General features: G+C 70.9%; 19 protein-coding genes and 1 riboswitch. Of the genes, 6 read left to right on the forward strand and 13 right to left on the reverse strand.

Annotated elements, in window-relative coordinates; all coding sequences use genetic code 11:
- Window positions 1-44: 44 nt before the first annotated feature.
- From ACIA8L_RS27600 to ACIA8L_RS27625, 6 genes are all read right to left on the reverse strand, one after another.
- Window positions 45-932: an aminotransferase class IV gene (locus tag ACIA8L_RS27600; RefSeq protein WP_395909323.1), complete on the reverse strand. Its 888-nt coding sequence runs from the start codon at window positions 930-932 to the stop codon at window positions 45-47.
- A 37-nt stretch (window positions 933-969) separates the two neighbouring features.
- Window positions 970-1,356: a hypothetical protein gene (locus tag ACIA8L_RS27605; protein ID WP_395909325.1), complete on the reverse strand. Its 387-nt coding sequence runs from the start codon at window positions 1,354-1,356 to the stop codon at window positions 970-972.
- Window positions 1,356-3,083, reverse strand: a complete 1,728-nt coding sequence (locus ACIA8L_RS27610; protein WP_395909327.1) for a PHP domain-containing protein — start codon at window positions 3,081-3,083, stop codon at window positions 1,356-1,358. The genes ACIA8L_RS27605 and ACIA8L_RS27610 overlap by 1 nt, the downstream gene beginning before the upstream one ends.
- A gap of 79 nt (window positions 3,084-3,162) precedes the next feature.
- Complete coding sequence (locus tag ACIA8L_RS27615) at window positions 3,163-3,873, reverse strand: energy-coupling factor transporter transmembrane component T family protein (protein ID WP_395909329.1); 711 nt, start codon at window positions 3,871-3,873, stop codon at window positions 3,163-3,165.
- On the reverse strand, window positions 3,870-5,228 hold the full coding sequence (locus ACIA8L_RS27620) for an ABC transporter ATP-binding protein (RefSeq protein ID WP_395909331.1): 1,359 nt from the start codon (window positions 5,226-5,228) through the stop codon (window positions 3,870-3,872). Before ACIA8L_RS27620 ends, ACIA8L_RS27615 begins: the two co-directional genes overlap by 4 nt.
- Window positions 5,229-5,230: 2 nt before the next feature.
- Window positions 5,231-5,806 (reverse strand): ECF transporter S component, encoded by a 576-nt coding sequence (locus tag ACIA8L_RS27625; protein WP_395909332.1) that lies wholly within the window; start codon window positions 5,804-5,806, stop codon window positions 5,231-5,233.
- 70 nt (window positions 5,807-5,876) lie between these two features.
- Window positions 5,877-5,993: riboswitch (TPP riboswitch) on the reverse strand.
- A 52-nt stretch (window positions 5,994-6,045) separates the two neighbouring features.
- Between ACIA8L_RS27625 and ACIA8L_RS27630 the strand changes: the two genes are divergently transcribed.
- Window positions 6,046-6,861: an alpha/beta fold hydrolase gene (locus tag ACIA8L_RS27630; RefSeq protein WP_395909334.1), complete on the forward strand. Its 816-nt coding sequence runs from the start codon at window positions 6,046-6,048 to the stop codon at window positions 6,859-6,861.
- Between the two features lie 74 nt (window positions 6,862-6,935).
- Entirely contained in the window at window positions 6,936-8,840 is a 1,905-nt protein-coding gene (locus ACIA8L_RS27635) for an acyl-CoA dehydrogenase family protein (RefSeq protein ID WP_395909336.1), read from the forward strand.
- Here the strand turns inward: ACIA8L_RS27635 and ACIA8L_RS27640 are convergent.
- Complete coding sequence (locus ACIA8L_RS27640) at window positions 8,809-9,927, reverse strand: FAD-dependent oxidoreductase (RefSeq protein WP_395909337.1); 1,119 nt, start codon at window positions 9,925-9,927, stop codon at window positions 8,809-8,811. The two genes, ACIA8L_RS27635 and ACIA8L_RS27640, sit on opposite strands and share 32 nt — an antisense overlap.
- A gap of 80 nt (window positions 9,928-10,007) precedes the next feature.
- On the opposite strand from ACIA8L_RS27640, the gene ACIA8L_RS27645 reads away from it, so the two are divergent.
- Window positions 10,008-10,619 carry a TetR/AcrR family transcriptional regulator gene (locus ACIA8L_RS27645; RefSeq protein WP_395909339.1) on the forward strand — a complete coding sequence of 204 codons (612 nt, stop codon included), beginning with the start codon at window positions 10,008-10,010 and terminating at the stop codon, window positions 10,617-10,619.
- On the opposite strand, the gene ACIA8L_RS27650 is transcribed toward ACIA8L_RS27645, so the two are convergent.
- The 6 genes from ACIA8L_RS27650 to ACIA8L_RS27675 are packed head-to-tail and all read right to left on the reverse strand — an operon-like array spanning window position 10,605 to window position 14,155.
- Complete coding sequence (locus tag ACIA8L_RS27650; RefSeq protein WP_395909341.1) at window positions 10,605-11,201, reverse strand: hypothetical protein; 597 nt, start codon at window positions 11,199-11,201, stop codon at window positions 10,605-10,607. The two genes, ACIA8L_RS27645 and ACIA8L_RS27650, sit on opposite strands and share 15 nt — an antisense overlap.
- Window positions 11,202-11,228: 27 nt before the next feature.
- Window positions 11,229-11,954, reverse strand: coding sequence for a hypothetical protein (locus ACIA8L_RS27655; protein ID WP_395909343.1), 726 nt, complete (start codon window positions 11,952-11,954; stop codon window positions 11,229-11,231).
- Between the two features lie 19 nt (window positions 11,955-11,973).
- On the reverse strand, window positions 11,974-12,270 hold the full coding sequence (locus ACIA8L_RS27660) for an ArsR/SmtB family transcription factor (RefSeq protein WP_395909345.1): 297 nt from the start codon (window positions 12,268-12,270) through the stop codon (window positions 11,974-11,976).
- Entirely contained in the window at window positions 12,257-13,132 is an 876-nt protein-coding gene (locus ACIA8L_RS27665; RefSeq protein WP_395909346.1) for a metal ABC transporter permease, read from the reverse strand. Before ACIA8L_RS27665 ends, ACIA8L_RS27660 begins: the two co-directional genes overlap by 14 nt.
- Before the next feature lie 16 nt (window positions 13,133-13,148).
- Window positions 13,149-13,874 carry a metal ABC transporter ATP-binding protein gene (locus tag ACIA8L_RS27670; RefSeq protein WP_395909348.1) on the reverse strand — a complete coding sequence of 242 codons (726 nt, stop codon included), beginning with the start codon at window positions 13,872-13,874 and terminating at the stop codon, window positions 13,149-13,151.
- 32 nt (window positions 13,875-13,906) lie between these two features.
- Window positions 13,907-14,155: a DUF6703 family protein gene (locus ACIA8L_RS27675; RefSeq protein WP_395909349.1), complete on the reverse strand. Its 249-nt coding sequence runs from the start codon at window positions 14,153-14,155 to the stop codon at window positions 13,907-13,909.
- 27 nt (window positions 14,156-14,182) lie between these two features.
- On the opposite strand from ACIA8L_RS27675, the gene ACIA8L_RS27680 reads away from it, so the two are divergent.
- From ACIA8L_RS27680 to ACIA8L_RS27690, 3 genes are all read left to right on the forward strand, one after another.
- Window positions 14,183-14,512 (forward strand): antibiotic biosynthesis monooxygenase family protein, encoded by a 330-nt coding sequence (locus ACIA8L_RS27680; protein ID WP_395909351.1) that lies wholly within the window; start codon window positions 14,183-14,185, stop codon window positions 14,510-14,512.
- Between the two features lie 204 nt (window positions 14,513-14,716).
- Window positions 14,717-15,241: a hypothetical protein gene (locus tag ACIA8L_RS27685; RefSeq protein ID WP_395909352.1), complete on the forward strand. Its 525-nt coding sequence runs from the start codon at window positions 14,717-14,719 to the stop codon at window positions 15,239-15,241.
- Window positions 15,242-15,401: 160 nt separating this feature from the next.
- A complete protein-coding gene (locus tag ACIA8L_RS27690; RefSeq protein WP_395909353.1) occupies window positions 15,402-16,781 on the forward strand; it encodes a glycine--tRNA ligase in 1,380 nt (459 codons plus the stop codon).
- Window positions 16,782-16,823: the final 42 nt, after the last annotated feature.

Here is a 16,823-nt window from a genome sequence, read left to right on the forward strand (position 1 = left end):
ACTTGTTCCACGAACGAGCACCGGTGGATACGACAGGTGGCGCCTCAGATCTTCACCGCGTTCGCGCGGGCGTGGGCGCGGTACAACTCGGCGATCTGGCGGGTCACCGGGCCGACCTTGCCCTCGCCGATCGGGCGGCCGTCGATCGTGACGACACCGGCGATCTCACCCATGGTGCCGGTGCAGAAGACCTCGTCCGCGGTGTACATCTCCACCTGCGCGATGTCCCGCACGTGCACCGGGACCGGGGCGATGCGCAGCACGGTGTCGCGGGTGATGCCCTCCGGGCAGGCGATGGCCCGCGGGGTGAGCAGCTCGCCGCCGCTGACCGCGAACAGGTGCGTCGCGTTGGTCTCGGCGACGAAGCCGCGGGCGTCGAGCATCATGGCGTCGTCGGCGCCGGCCACGTTCGCCTCGATCTTGGCCAGGATCGAGTTGAGCAGGTTGTTGTGGTGGACGCGCGGGTCCAGGACGTCCGGGGCCGGGCGGCGGACGCTGCTGGTGACCAAGGTGAGGCCGCTCGTGTCGTAGACCGGCGCCTTGAACTCGGCCAGCACGATCAAGGTACAACCGCTGCGGTTGAGCCTCGGATCCATGCCACTGGTGACCTTCACCCCGCGGGTCAGTGTGAGCCGCACGTGGGCGTCGTCGCGCATGTCGTTGGCGGCCAGCGTCGCGCGGAGGGCGGCGATGATGTCGTCGTCGGCCGGGATGCCCTCGAAGGCCAAGGACACCGCGGAGCGGCGCAGGCGGGCGAGGTGCTCGTGCAGGCCGTAGATGCCGCCGCCGTACAGTCGCAGGCCCTCCCACACCGCGTCGCCGCCCTGCACCACGGAGTCGAACGGGGACAAGCCGGGCTCGTCGCGGTGCCTCAGGGTGCCGTTGACCCAGTAGCGCAGGTCGGCGTTGCGCTCGTCGTACTGCTGCAGCATGCCCCCGAGGTTAACTCGGAGGCACGCCGCAACGTTGTCAATGATCGGCGCAGCAGGGCCGGTTGTCGGGCGGCTCGAACGGGACCAGCACGCCGCCCCGGCCGAACTGCGTGACGAGCGTCAGGACCCCGTCGCGCCAGATCGGCCGCACGTGGTCGCGCGTGTCGACCAGCATCTCCGGCACCGCCGTCAAGCCGCCCAGGATGACGACCTGCTCGATCGCCGAGCCGGCCAGGATGGCCGAGACCGGGATCGTGCCCTGCAGCGCGGCGGAGCCCTCGAACAGCACCTGGCGGGCGCCTTCCGGGGGTTGCTCCTCCGCGACGATGCCGACGCCGACCTGGCCGCCGGTGAAGTAGGTGAATGCCGGGCGGCCTTCCGTCAGGATGTGATGGTCGGCCGCCTGGACGTCGGGGAACGCCATTACCGGGGCAGGACCCAGATCGGGTTCGCGTAGAACCAGAGGTCCTTCCACGGGTCGGCGTCGCCGAGAACGTCGATCGCCGGGCCGACCGGGTCGATCGCCGCGCCGAGGTAGCCGGGGGCGCTGCGGTTGCCGTCGGTGCCGCGCAGGCGGACGTAGAACGGCTCGTCGGCGACGCCGAGGTCATAGCTGAACGACACGGTGCCGGTCGCCTTGTTGACCTCGAACGACTTGACGACCTTGGTGTCGGGGGCCTTGAACGTGTCCTTGTCGGACACGGCGCCCTTGACGGCACCGCGGATGACGTCGATGCGGGCCAGGGTCGGCACGAAGTTGGCCCAGTTCGACTTGTTGGCCAGGTTGACCTTGACGACCAGCTCGGCCCGCTGGCCCCGGCGCAGCTGCAGCGAGCCGCCCAGGGTGACGCCGACCGGCGAGCCCTTGACCCGCACCTGCACGTCGAGGTCGCTGATCAGGCCGCCGTGGTCGACCCAGACGCGCCCGGCGCGCAGGCCGGCCATGACCGCCGCGTAGCTGAAGTTGCCCGCGCCGACGTGGGTGCGGCTGTAGTAGCCCGGCCAGAAGTCACCGGCGGTGAGGTTGGTCGGCTGGCCGTACACCGGGTCGAAGTGGTAGCCGTTGGTGGCGAAGTCCGTGTTGTCGGGGCGCTTCGCCGTCTCCTCGTAGATGACGTGCGAGTCCGAGTTCGCGGAGATCCACCACGGCTTGCCCTCGGCCAGGAGGCTGTCCCAGAGGCCGCCGACGGTGGCGGTCATCCAGTCGAAGCCGCCCCAGGTGCGGTAGCTCTCCAGCGGGTAGCCGGGGAACGAGTTGGCGTTGGGGGCGTTCTCGTAGAAGCCGCGGCCGGCGCCGGCGCCGTTCGGCTTGGCGATGCCGGCGGCCTGGTGCCCGGGCGCGCCCTCGAAGCCGATCGCGATCTGCGGGTTGGCGTCGCGCCAGCCCCGGATCTCGTGCGGGGAGTCGATGCCGTTGCGGGCCGGGTGGTTGGCCAGGAACAGGGCGTCCTGGACCCGCCGCTTGGTGACCTGGTCACCGAGGAACTTGATGCCGGCGATGGCCAGCGCCTCGGTCACGTTGGCCGGGTTCACGGCGCCCTGGACGGAGCCGTCGAAGGTACCCTCGAACTCCTTGAGCACGGCGAGCTCGTTGGCGCCCGGGTGCACGAACACGGTGCCGTGCTCGGCCGCCGGGATGTTCCACTCCAGGCCCTGGAAGACCAGCATGTCCTTGTAGTCGTCGCGGGCCGCCCGGATCAGCGGGTTGACCTTGTCGACGCCGATCTTGGAGTGCTGGACGGTGCCGTGGTCGGTGATGACCATCCAGTCCAGGCCAAACGCCGACGCGTGCTTCACGTGGTCGTCGACCCGATACATGCCGTCGCTGGAGAACTGGGTGTGGATGTGGTGGTCGCCCGCCAGCCACTTGTAGTTGTTGAACGACGGGCGGTTGTGCCCGTGCCGGTCCCAGCCGTCGAAGTCGTGGCTGTGCTCGTCGTCGCCGTGCGCGTGCGCGACACCCGCGTTGGCGAGCGCACCGCCGGCAGCGGCGGCCGCGCCCAGCAGGCCGGCGCGGCGCAGGAACCCGCGGCGGGAGACGTCGCCGGGGGAGAGCTCGCTGTCCGGGATCGACGCGTCGAGCACCGCGGGGACGTCGCCACTGGCCTGCGGCATGTCCTCGTGGTGATGGTGGTGGTGGCCGTGGCCCATGAAGGCTCCTCAGCGGAAAGTTAGGTGGTCCTCACCGCCGACCCTCCCGGCCACGAACGAACAACAGGTAGCGATATGCCTATGTCCGCGCGAACTTCAGCAAGATCACGGTGGCCGCGAGGGTAATGCCGAGGGCCACCACCAGCGCATCCATCCACCCGAACCGGGTCTCCCGAGCCACGGTCCGGGCCCCGCCCCGGTCGAACCCCCGCGCCTCCATGGCCGTGGCGAGCCGGATCCCCCGCCGGATGGCGGCCACCAAAAGCCCGAAGAGCGAAGAGCCAATGCCCGCTCTGGTACCGCGTGCACGCCGGGCCAGCCGAATCAACCGGTACTCGTCGGCCAGCAGCGGCGCCAGGCGGAACGCGGCGAGCGCCCCGATCGCGAACCGCGGCGAGACCCGCAGGTGCGCGACGAGCGAATCGGCGAGGTCGGTCGGGTCGATGGTCGCGAACATCAGGAACCCGGGCAGCCCGACCGCGAGCAGCCGCAGCGCGTAGCCGACCGCGTTCTCGCGGATGTCCAGCCCGGCCACGTGCGCGACGACGGCCGAGTCCTTCGCCCCGAGCAGCACCGTGAACAGGAAGATCCCGGCCGCCGAGAGCAGGATCGGCCACCCTCGCCGCCACAGCGCCCCGAGCGGAACCCCGGTGGACGGCGTCAGCACCAGCAGCGTGCCGATCACGGTCAGCGACGCCACCGGGTCGAGCGTGGTCACGACGGCCGCGGTGACCACCAGCGCCGCCAGCAGCTTCGCGGTCGCGTCCCGCCGCCCCAGCCAGCTCGTCATCGGGTCAGCCTCGTGCGGCGGTCGGCGATGGCGTCGACGAGCTGGGCGTCGTGGGTGACCAGGACCAGGGCGCGGCCCTCGTCACGCTGGTCGGCCAGGAGGGTGACCAGCTCGCGCCAGGTGCGGAGGTCCTGGCCGAAGGTGGGCTCGTCGAGGATCAGGACCTGCGGGGCGGCGGCCAGGGCGGTGGCGACGCTGAGCCGGCGTTGTTCGCCGCCGGACAACGTGAAGGGGTTGGCCAGCGCCAGGTGGTGCAGGCGCAGGCGCTCCAGCAGGGTGTCCACAGCGGATGCGGGAGCACCGCCGAGGGACAGCTCGGCGCGGACGGTGTCGGTGACGAACTGGTGCTCCGGGTTCTGGAAGACCGAGCCGATCCTGGTGGCCAGGCGTGAGGCTCGCCAGCGGTGCGGTGGGCGTCCGGCGTCGCGGCCGGCCAGGGCGGATGACGCGCGGACGCGGCCGGACGCCGGCTTCGTCAGGCCGCCCAGGAGGAGGGCCAGGGTGGTCTTGCCGGCGCCGTTGGGACCCTCTACGGCCAGGGCCTGTCCCCGCAGTACCACCTCATGCACTGTCGTGTTGTTGTGTGGCAGCCGGAGCGACTCCGCGGTCAGCAGGGTTTCGCCGGGGGTGGTGACGGCTTGGCGGGACGGGAGGGCGGCGCCCGGGGTCCAGACGGCGTCCGGGTGGTCGCCGATGACGATCGTGCGGTCGACCAGGGGGAGGGCTTCGTCGACGCGGTGTTCGACCAGCACCAGGGTGGCGTCCAGGTCCTGGATGACCTTGGCGATCGCGGTGCGGACCAGTTGGGCGCCGTCCGGGTCGAGGTTGGCGGTCGGCTCGTCGAGCAGGAGCAGGCCGGGGCGCAGCGCTATGACGCCGGCTATGGCCAGGCGCTGGGCCTCGCCACCGGACAGGGCGGCGGTGTCGCGGGCGCGGTCGTAGGGGAAGCCGACGGCGGTCAGGGCGGCGTCGACCCTCGGCCAGATCTCGTCCCGGGGGACGGCGCGGTTCTCCAGGCCGAACGCGACGTCGTCGCCGGCGCGGCTCATAACCAGCTGGGTCTGCGGGTCCTGGAAGACGATGCCCGTGCCGGCCCGGGCCTGACGAGCGGGACCGGACCCGGAAGGAGCCGCCCTTGGCGGGCGGCCGTCGAGGAGGACCTCGCCCTCCTGCTCGCCGGAGTCCTCGGCGAGCAGGCCGGCGAGCGCGGCCAGCAGCGTCGACTTGCCGGCACCGGAGGCGCCGGCCAGCAGGACCCGCTCGCCGTGCTCGATGCGCAGGTCGAGGTGGCGGACCGCCCAGGCCTTGCGCCCGGCGTGCCGCCACCCGAACCCGCGGAATTCGACCGTGCTCAACGCTAGACGGCGACCCGTTCGCGGCCGGACGGGAAGCGGTCCAGCACGCCGGTCTTCGACAGCGCGCGCTGCAGGGCCCAGCTGCCGGCCCCGGCCACGATCGCGCCGCTGGCCACGACCAGCGCCGCGTAGGTCCACTTCTGGCCGGCGCTGAACGTGTCGCCGTAGTACACGCTCAGGTCGAACACGGCGGCCCCGGCCCCGGACAGCGCGCCGGCGACGAGCGCGTTGGCGAGCCGATAGCGGCGGTAGCCGGTGGCCGCGAAGCCGAACTCGCCGCCGATGCCCTGGACCAGGCCGGACACCACGACGGTGAGGCCCCAGGCGGAGCCGAACAGCGCGGAGACGATCGCGGCGACGAGCTCGGTGTAGAGGCCGGCGCCGGGTTTGCGGATGACCAGCGGGCCGAGGACGGCCGGGATCAGCCACACGCCGTAGATGACCGCGCGCCACGGCAGCGCGAAGCTCTCCAGCGCGTTCCACAGGTTGTTCCAGGCGTAGAACACCGCGGCGAAGGCGACGGCGATGATGGACGCGACGACGATGTCGACGGTCCGCCAACGGGTTTCCATGTTCATTACCTCCCAGTTCGACGCGAACCAGAAGGAGACGCGACCGCCCTGACTGCCGAAGCAGCCATGGCGGGCTGGCGTGAGGTGACCGAGCTCCCTGCGCTGGCATTACCCAGATCAGGTTCGAGGGTCTGCGGTGCCGGACTCGCCGGCCGCCGCACTCTCAGCGCTGTGCGCTCCCCTGTCGGATGTGCAGTTGTTTCCCGACGGTAACAGTGAACGTCGCCGGCTCGTAGTCTCTGGTCATGAAAATCACGGTCCGCTCGCTCACCTTCGATGTCGTCGCCGGCGGCCCCGCGGACGGCTCACCGGTCCTGCTCCTGCACGGCTTTCCCCAGCACAGCGGCGAGTGGGCGGCCGTGACGCCGCTCCTGCACGCGGCCGGGCTGCGCACCTACGCCCTCGACCAGCGCGGCACCTCGCCGGGCGCCCGGCCCGAGCGGGTCGAGGACTACCGGATCGCCGAGTGCGCCCTGGACGCCGTGGCCGTCCTCGATGCGCTGGACATTTCGGCGGTACATCTTGTCGGCCACGACTGGGGAGCCGTCTGCGCGTGGCACGTCGCTCTGCGTCACGTCGAGCGGGTGAAGACGTTGACCGCGGTTTCAGTACCCCATCCGCATGCTTCGGCTTTTGCTTATGCCAACGATCCCGACCAGAAGGAGCGGTCGGCCTACATGAAACTGTTCCGCCAGGCCGGGAAGGCCGAGCAGGTCCTGCTGGAGGACGGCGGCCGGCGGCTCCGGGCGCTGTTCGAGCCCTTCGTCGAGGCCGACCCCTACGTCCGGCCGCTGCTCGAGCCCGGCGCGCTGACCCCGGCGCTCAACTGGTATCGGGCCATGAGCTCGCTCGACCTCGTCGGTCTCGGACCGGCCGCCGTCCCGACCACCTATGTGTGGAGCGATGGCGACCCGGCCATCGGCCCGACAGCGGCGCGAGCCTGCGCCGAACACGTCACGGCCGATTACCGATTCGTCCCCCTGGCCGGGATCAGCCACTGGATTCCCGATGAGGCGCCGTCCGCCTTGGCCGACGCCATCCTGGCCCGCGTCGCGCTTTAGGCATAGCGCGGGCTACTCGCGGGTAATAACCTGGCTTCAGGAGCGTCAGCAGGGTTTACCTTTTGGGGGCGGCCATGGTTTCGACGTCGGTGCGCGCGGAGCGGGAGGCGCGCAAGGTCATCGAGGAGAATCGCGAGACCGAGTGGAGGAAGCCGAGCTTCGGCAAGGAGCTCTTCCTCGGCCGGCTGCGCCTCGATCTCATCGACCCACTGCCCGAGCTCGACCCGGCGGCCGAGGCCCGCGGCGCCGAGTTCCGGGCCAAGCTCGCCGGCTATCTGGCGTCGGAGGTCGACGGCCAGCAGATCGAGCGGGACGCGCACATCCCCGACGAAGTGCTGCGCTCGCTCGGCGAGCTGGGCGCCTTCGGGATGAAGATCGACCAGAAGTACGGCGGCCTCGGCCTGACCAACCTCGACTACTGCCGCGCGCTGATGCTCGTCGGCTCGGTCAACCCCTCGATCGGCGCACTCCTGTCGGCGCACCAGTCGATCGGGGTACCGCAGCCGCTCAAACTCATCGGCAACGACGAGCAGAAGCAGCGGTTCCTGCCGCGGCTGGCGGCCGGCGAGGTCTCGGCGTTCCTGCTCACCGAGCCCGAGGTCGGCTCCTACCCGGCCGGCCTGCGCACCGCCGCGGTGCCGACCGAGGACGGCGACTACCTGCTCAACGGGGTCAAGCTGTGGGCCACCAACGGCACCCTGGCCACCCTGTTCGTGGTCATGGCGCTGGTGCCCAAGAGCGAGGGGCACAAGGGCGGCATCACCGCGTTCGTCGTCGAGGGCGACGCGGAGGGCGTGACGATCGAGCGCCGCAACCAGTTCATGGGCCTGCGCGGCCTGGAGAACAGCGTCACCCGCTTCCACGACGTGCGGGTGCCGAAGGCCAACGTGATCGGCGGCGAGGGCCAGGGCCTGCGGATCGCGCTGAGCACGCTGAACACCGGCCGGCTGTCGCTGCCGGCGATGTGCGTCGGTGCCGGCAAGTGGTGCCTCGGCGTGGCCCGCGAGTGGTCCGGCGAGCGGGTCCAGATGGGCCGCCCGATCGGCAAGTACGAGGCCGTCGCCAAGAAGATCGCGTTCATCGCCGGCTCCACCTACGGCATGGAGGCGATGCTGGAGGTCTCCTGCCGCCTGGCCGACGACAACCGCAACGACATCCGCATCGAGGCCGCCCTGGTCAAGCTCTACGCCTCCGAGCTGGCCTGGAAGGTCGCGGACGAACTCCTGCAGATCCGCGGCGGCCGCGGCTACGAGACCGCCGAGAGCCTGGCCGCCCGCGGCGAGCGGGCCATCCCGGTCGAGCAGATCCTGCGCGACCTGCGGATCAACCGGATCTTCGAGGGCTCGACCGAGATCATGCACCTGGCCATCGCCCGCGAGGCCGTCGACGCCCACCTCTCCGTGGCCGGCGACATCATCGACCCCGACGCGGGCCTCGGTCGCAAGGCCAAGGCGGCCGGGAAGGCCGGCGGCTTCTACGCCAAGTGGCTGCCGACCCTCGTCGCCGGCAAGGGCCAGCTGCCCGGCAGCTTCACCGAGTTCGGCCCGCTCGCGACCCACCTGCGCTACGTCGAGCGGGCCTCGCGCCGCCTGGCCCGGGAGACCTTCTACGCGATGGCCCGCTGGCAGGGCAAGCTCGAGCAGAAGCAGGGCTTCCTGGGCCGGATCGTGGACATCGGCGCGGAGCTGTTCGCGATGTCGGCCGCGTGCGTCAAGGCCCGCACCGAGCAGGCCGACCGCCCCGAGGGCGTGGAGCTGGCCGACCTGTTCTGCCGGCAGGCGACCCTGCGGGCCGAGCAGCTCTTCCACGACCTGTGGACCAACGCCGACTCGGTGGAGATGGCCGCGGCCAAGCGGGTCCTGGCCGGCCGCTACCTGTCCCTCGAGGAAGGTGTGATCCCGGCCCCGACCGACGGGCCGTCGACCGCCGACTGGGAGCCCGGCCCCTCTACGGAGCAGGACGTCCGCCGCCGCTTGTGAACATCTGACCGGCCATCGCGAGCGACCGCTCCACGGTGGCGAACCCGCGGGGCAGCATGACCTGCTCGTACGCCGCGACCGCGGTTCGCAGCGGTCGCGGCGTCAGCAGCTCCCGGGCCAGCGTCGCCGCGTCCTGCAGCGCCGTGTTCGCCCCGACCCCGCCGGTGGGCGGCATGGTGTGGATGGCGTCGCCGAGCAGTGTCACCGGCCCCGGCGTCCACGGTTCGACCCGCTCGCCGGCGCGCAGTGTGATGGGGAAGAAGTCCACGGTCCCGGCGATGAGCGTCGCGATGGCCGGAGCCCAGCCCGCGGCGGTCGCCGCCACGAGCTCGTGCAGCGCTTCGGGCGTCATGGTGAAGAGCCGCGCATCCGGCACGCCCAGTCGCTCCGGCGTCGTCACCAGGGTCACCATCAGGTAGTCCGGCCGCCCCTCGACCGGCGTGCGGAAGCGGACCGTCGCGAAGCCCATGCCGACCCCGGTGTCGTCGGCGACCCAGCAGAAGCCGCGGTCGAAGTCGGCCGGGATCGCGGTGTGCCCGTCGATGGGCAGCCGCCCGTAGACGCAGCGCAGCCCGATGTCGCGCACGACCGCGTGCGGCAAGAGCTGCCGGCGCACGGCCGAGCCGACGCCGTCCGCCCCGACCAGCAGGTCACCCTCGTCGAAGCCGACGCTCACCCGGCTCGCCGCGGTGACGGTGTAGCCGGTCACCGGGCGGCCGAAGTGCACGACGTCCTCCAGGCCGGCCAGCAGCCCGCGGCGCAGCGTCTCCCGGTCGACGTGGGTGATCTCGTCGTTGGGGATGCCGGGGAACTCCTGGACCATCACGCGCTCGAGGCGGTGGGTGAACCCGGCCACCAGGTCGCCGTTGACGCTGCTGGTGTCGCGGACGAGCGTGAGCACCTCCGGCGGCAGGCACGCCCGCAGCGCCGCGTTGCCGTCCCGGTCGATGTGGATGCGGTACCCCTGCTCGCGCGTCCGCGCCGAGGGGTCCCGCTCGTAGACGGCGACGTCGACGCCGCCCCGTCGCAGCGCCTGTGCCAGCGCCAGCCCGCCGATCCCCGCCCCCGCGATCAGTACTCGTGTCATGCCGACCACAGTCAATCATCCGAGTGTCTTTGTCAAACAGATGAATGATTAGCACAGTCAACCGTCCGTATAATCGCGTCGTGCCAACCAAGCCCCGCCGGTCGCCGGCGCCGCCCGAGCGTCAGCGCGATGCCGAGCGCACCCGGCGCAAGATCCTTGAGGCGGCCGCGGCCGAGTTCGGCGCGCACGGCTACGCGGGCGCGCGGGTGCGGGCGATCGCCGATCGGGCCGGCGTCAACCAGCAGCTGGTGTCCTATTACTTCGACGGCAAAGAGGGCCTGTACCAGGCCATGGCGCAGCTGTGGCAGGAGCGGCAGGGAGAGATCGCGCCGCCGGGGACGCCGCTGCCGGAGCAGCTGCGGCGCTACGTGCTCGAAGTCCTGCGCGACCCGGACGGCGTGCGGGTGTTCGCGTGGAGCGGGCTGCAGTACACGGGGCCGGACGGCGACCCGGACCGCGAGGCGAGGGCCCGGCTGCTCGGGGCGAGCGTCGAGCAGCTGCGGGCGCATCTGATCGAGGGGGCCGACCCGGCCGCCGTGCTGGTCATGCTGATGGCCGCGGCCATGGCGCCCACGACGCTGCCGCACGTGATCGAGAGTGTGTGCGGGGTCGACCCCCGCTCACCGGAGTTCGTCACGCACTATGCCGACCAGGTCGCGGGCGTGGCCGCGCTGTTGCTAGCGAAGGCCTAGCGAGCGCAGCTCCAGCCGGGCGAGGGACTCCACGGCCTCGGGGTCGCCGCGCCGCCAGAGTGCGGCGATCTCGGGGTCGAGCTTCACCAGCCGTTTGAGCGGCTGGGTGGCCAGGGCGCGCAGGGCCAGCAGGTCGCGGCCCGCGGTGGCGTTGCGCAGGCGGTTCGCGGATCCGGCTCGCCGCGCATATCGGATGCGTAGCGGCAGCCAGATGCCGACGAGGAACAGGATCGGCAGGACGGCGACGACGATGCCGAGGGTCCAGGCCAGGTCGTTGACGATGTCCTGCTGCTCGCGGCCGGCGTTGGCCAGGGAGGCGGCGGCGCTGGCGGCGTTCTTGAACGGGGCCGCTACCGAGTCCGGTACCCCTGGCACGCCGTTGATCTTGTCGCCGGCGGAGTTGAGGTTCGAGGCGAGTCCGTCGCCGGCGCTCTCGAGTTTCTGGCCGGGCACCGCCAGCTTCTGGATCAGGTCGAACAGGGCCATGCCCACGCGAATCCAGGCGTACACCCACACGATCACGAACAGATCGGTGAGCAGCTGCCGGATGGCGATGGGGGCGCGATCCGCATAGAGCTTCATGGCTTCCAGCGTGAGCCATGAACCTGCTCATTGCAGTGCTTGGTAGATGGTGTCGGAGGCCTGCTCCACTTGCGCGGAGTCGGGGCGCTCGATCGCGGGCGCCTTCCCGAAGTCGGCGAATCTCGCCGTCGACGTGGTGGCCGGCGAGGTGCCGACCGGCGGGGTGCGGATGATCAGGTCGGTGACGTACCCCTGCGGATTGACCTTGGCTTCGAACGGCACGCTCTTGAGGGCCTCGCTCGCGCCGGCGTTGGGCAGCAGCGGGTCCTTGGTGCGGTCCAGGGTCCCGGAGTAGGACCCGGCGTCCTTGCGTTCGACCGTGACGATCTCGTCGTTGAGGGCGGCCAGGCCGGTGGGGTTGCCGGTGTGGTCGAGCCCCAGGGTGGCCAGGGACTTGACCTTCGCCATGTCGACGTGGGCCCAGCGGTCGCCGGTCAGGCCGGTCACCTTCAGGTAGAGGTCCGGGCTCACCAGGATCGCCGTGATGTCGATCTTCCGCTCGCTGGTGAGCAGCTCGGAGTCGTAGGCGGTGGACTTCTTGGCCGGGTCGATCGCGCCCTGGCCCTGCTGCGCGCCGAGCTCGCCGGCGTCCGCGACCATCGCGAATGTCATCGACGTCTGGCTGGTCTTCGTGACCGCCGCTTTGAACGCCCCGACCGGGTCGGTCGGCGTGGGGGCGGCGAGGGTCGGGCGGGGTTTGTCCGATGTATCGGATTTATCAGTACATCCGCCGAGGGCCAATACCGCCGCCATCGCTACCACCGCTGTGGTTCTAGCCCTCACGAACGTGGCTGACCGCATCCGCGACGATGTGCGCGATGTGTTCATCAATCAGAGCGTAGGCGATCTCGCGCCCACGCCGGGAACCGCGGACCACGCCCGCCCCGCGCAGCACGCGCAGGTGCTGGGAGACCAGCGGCTGCGGGGCGCCGAGCGTCTCGACCAGCTCGTGCACGCAGCGTGGCCCGCCGGCCAGCTCGGTGACGATCCGGATGCGCAGCGGTGCGGAGAGCGCCTTCAGCAGCTCGCCGGCGGCCTCGTAGCCGTCGTTGACCTCAGGCCCCGACACCGGCCTCGACCTCCGGCTGGGGTTCGGCGGGCGCGGTGCGGTGCCGGGCCCGGCCGGCGGCCCGCCACGCCGAGACGCCGACGGTGACGACGAAGAAGCCGGCGATGGCCAGGAGCACGACGGTGGCGCCCGGGCCGGTGTCGATCGCGGTCGACAGCCACACGCCGAGCCCGGAGACGGCCAGGCCGATCCCGATCGCGGCCAGCATCGTGGCCCGGAACCCGCGGGTGATCTGCTGCGCGGTCGCCACCGGGACGACCATCAGCGCGCTGACCAGCAGCAGGCCGACGGCCCGCATGGCGACGGTGACGGTGACCGCGGTGGTGATGGCGAGGACGAGGTTGAGGGTGCGCACCGGCAGCCCGGACACCCGGGCGTACTCCTCGTCGTGGCACACCGCGAACAGCCACGGCCGCAGCAGGATGGCGACGGCGAGGACGGCAACCCCGAGGATGAGCATGACCGTCAGATCCTGCCGGTTCGTGGTGAGGGGGGAGCCGAAGAGGTACGACACGAGGCTCCGGCTGCTCTGCTCGTCGGACAGGTTCACCAGGACCACGCCGCCGGAGATGCCGCCGTAGAAGAGCATCGAGAGCGCGATGTCGCCGGAGGTCCGGCCACGCTCCCGGACCAGCTCGATGATCACGGCCCCGGCCGCCGCGGCCAGCACGGCCATGATCACGGGGGACTTGTGCAGCAGCAGGCCGAGCCCGACCCCGGTCAGGGCCACGTGCCCGAGCCCGTCGCCGATGAGCGACAGCCGCCGCTGCACGAGATAGGTCCCGATCGCCGGGGCCGAGGCGCCGGTGATGAGCGCCCCGAGGAGCGCTCGGATCATGAAGTCATAGGCGAAGATGCTCATGGTGTACTGATTCGCCTCACGCCGCCGCGGCCTGCGAAACGTCGCCGTGGTGGGGGTGCACGTGGTCGTTGTCCATCGGCGGGGCGCCGTCGTGGACGATCTCGCCGCGGTTGACCACGACCGCGCGGGTGATCAGCGGGCGCAGCGGGCCGAGCTCGTGCGCGACGAACACGACGGTGCCACCCTGCGTGACGAACCGGCGCAGGCAATCGGCGAACAGGCCCTGGCTGACCGCGTCGACGCCGGCCGTGGGCTCGTCGAGCACCAGCAGCTCGGGGCCGCCGGTGATGGCCCGGGCGATGAGGACCCGCTGCTGCTGGCCGCCGGAGAGCACGGAGACGGGCTCGCGGGCCCGGTCGGCCAGGCCGACGGCCTCGAGGGCCTCGGTGACGGCGCGGCGGTCGGCGGTGGAGGCGGGCCGCAGGAAGCCGCGGCGGGCCAGGCGGCCCTCGGCCACGACCTCGCCGACGGTGGCGGGCACCCCGGCACCGGCCCCGACGCGCTGAGGCACATAGCCGATCCGGTGCCAGCCCCGGAACCTCTTCAGCGGGGTGCCGAAAAGGCGCACTTCACCACCGGCCAGTGGGGCCAGGCCCATGGCCGCCTTCACGAGGGTGGACTTGCCGGACCCGTTGGCACCGAGGATGGCGACGACCTCGCCGGCGCGCACCGAAAGCGAGACCCCGTCGAGGATCGGCCGCCCGTCATAGGCGACGACCGCCCGTTCGACCTGGAGAACCACCCTTCGAGCGTGCCTGATAATGAATATCGTTGTCAACTTGCCTTGTAGGCCGCGGCGATGATCAGCAGGGTGAGGATGAGCACTCGCGGTATCCGGGCCGGGGCCGCGGTGACCCGCCACGTCTTCGTCAAGAGCCACACGAGCCCCGCCGCAATCAGGATCAACACGGTGGCGCCGACGATGCCGGGCAGATACAGCCCGAGGAAGATGAGGACCGCGGCGCCCAGGAACGCGGCCGTCTTGTTCATCCGGGCGAGGCGCTGGAGCACGCGGTCGCTCACTGGGTGTCCTTCCGTATGCTCGGCGGCATGCTCGTGATGACCAGGTTCGTGGTGCCCGAGGGCTCCTCAGGTGACGACTTCGCGGAGCGGGCCCACGCCGCCCTGGCGGCTCTGGCGGCCTGCAAAGGGTACCTGCGGGGCCGGCTCGGACGCGCGTACGACGATCCGGAGCACTGGAGCATCGTCACCGAGTGGGAGTCGGTCGGGGCCTATCGGCGGGCGCTGTCCAACTACGACGTGAAGGTCAACGCCACCCCGCTGCTGGCCCAGGCCCTCGACGAGCCGTCGGCGTTCGAGGTGCTGGCCGAGGCCGCGCCGGGCGGTGACCTGCGGGTCGCGACGAGTGACCGCGCCTGACGGTCTGTCGGGCGCTGCGCGCCGCCCTGTCGGGCGCTGTCGGGCGCTGCGCGCCGCCCTGTCGGACGTTGTGATATCCGTCGGGCGTAGCGATATGTCGGGCGCTGCGCGCCTCAACATATCGGATTTATCGCCCGACGGGGTATTCGCGGCTTCTCCGGCACGCTCGCGTACTCCCGTTCGCGTTTGGATAGGCTGATTGGCATGATGCCGCCGCAGGTCGGGCCGCCGCCCCTCTGGGAGCAGCCGGACGAGGTCCCGCCGCCGCCGCGCGGGCCGGGCGTGGTCGCGCCCTTCGCCACCGCGCCGCGCGACCGTGACCTGCGCGGGCTCTGGTGGGGCCTGGGCATCGGCGGCCTGATCGTCGTGCTGTGCTGCGTCGGCGGGGTCGTCGGCATCACCCTGTTGCTGCCCTACGCCGACTCGATCGGCAAAGGCCAGGTCGCCGCCGTCGTCGAGGACTACCTCACGGCCGTGCGCGACGAGGACTACGCCGGCGCCCGCCGCCAGCTGTGCGACACCGAGCTCCCCACCCACACGGTCGCCTGGTTCGCCGACCACTTCGGTGAAACGCCCGTCACCGACTTCACCGTCGACGCGGACAACGTGGTCATCAGCAACACGATCACCGTGCCGGCCCGGGTCCGGGAGAACACCACCTGGGTCGAGAAGCGATACGTCATGGAGCAGGCCGGCACCCGCTATGTCATCTGCGGGGGCATCGACTGAACGCTCCCGGCGTCCGGTTAATCTGATGCGGCTCGGAGTGGCGTAACCGTACCGTCGATGGTGGCGTTGACGGTTTGCCCAGTTCAACGAATGTCCGTCCGTGCAAACACACACGACCAGCCTTGCCGACAGCCAGTCGCCGTGAGGCTTAGGAGGAACCATGGCCGCAGATCGCATCGATTCCGTCGTCAGCCTCGCGAAGCGCCGCGGCTTTGTCTTCCCGTCCAGTGAGATCTACGGCGGCACGCGCTCGGCGTGGGACTACGGCCCCCTGGGCGTCGAGCTCAAGGACAACGTCCGCCGGCAGTGGTGGCGGAGCATGGTTCAGCAGCGCGACGACATCGTCGGCCTCGACTCGGCCGTGATCCTCGCCCGGGAGGTCTGGACCGCCTCCGGCCACATCGACGCGTTCGTCGACCCGCTGACCGAGTGCGCCTCCTGCCACAAGCGGTTTCGGGCCGACCACCTCGAAGAGGCGTTCGTCGAGAAGAACCCCGGCAAGCCGTTCGCGCTCGGCGAGATCAACTGCCCCAACTGCGGCAACAAGGGCACGTTCAGCGAGCCCCGGATGTTCAACGGCCTCATGAAGACCTACCTGGGCGCCGTGGAGAACGAGGAGGGCCTGCACTACCTGCGGCCCGAGACCGCACAGGGCATCTTCGTCAACTTCAACAACGTCGCCGGCGCCGCGCGCAAGAAGCCGCCGTTCGGCATCGCGCAGGTCGGCAAGAGCTTCCGCAACGAGATCACGCCGGGCAACTTCATCTTCCGCACGCGCGAGTTCGAGCAGATGGAGATGGAGTACTTCGTCGAGCCCGGCAGTGACGAGGAGTGGCACGAGTACTGGCTGACGGAGCGCTGGAACTGGTACCTCGACCTCGGCATCTCCGAGGCCAACCTGCGCCGCTTCGAGCACCCGAAGGAGAAGCTCTCCCACTACTCGAAGCGCACGGTCGACATCGAATACCGGTTCCGCTTCGGTGGCCAGGAGTTCTCCGAGCTCGAGGGCATCGCCAACCGCACCGACTTCGACCTCACCACGCACTCCAAGCACTCCGGCGTCGACCTGTCCTACTTCGACCAGGAGAAGAAGGAGCGCTGGGTCCCGTATGTCATCGAGCCCGCCGCCGGCCTGACCCGCGCGGTCCTGGCGTTCCTGCTCGAGGCCTACGACGAGGACGAGGCCCCCAACACCAGCGGCTCGGTCGACAAGCGCACGGTCATGCGCTTCGACAAGCGGCTGGCCCCGGTCAAGGCGGCCGTGCTCCCGCTGTCGCGCAACGCCGACCTGTCGCCCAAGGCCCGCGACCTCGCCGCCCAGCTGCGCAAGCGCTGGACGGTCGACTTCGACGACGCCCAGGGCATCGGCCGGCGCTACCGCCGCCAGGATGAGATCGGCACGCCCTACTGCCTGACGGTCGACTTCGACACGCTCACCGACAACGCGGTCACGGTTCGCGACCGCGACACGATGAGCCAGGAGCGGGTCTCCATCGACCAGGTCGAGACCTACCTGATCGAGCGTCTGCCGGGCTGCTGAGCCACTGCTCCGCCGGGTCGGTCGCGCAATCGGCGCCCGGCC

Origin of the sequence: Dactylosporangium sp. NPDC051541 (genome assembly GCF_044454505.1) — a bacterium.
In the GTDB taxonomy this organism is placed as follows: Bacteria; Actinomycetota; Actinomycetes; order Mycobacteriales; family Micromonosporaceae; genus Dactylosporangium.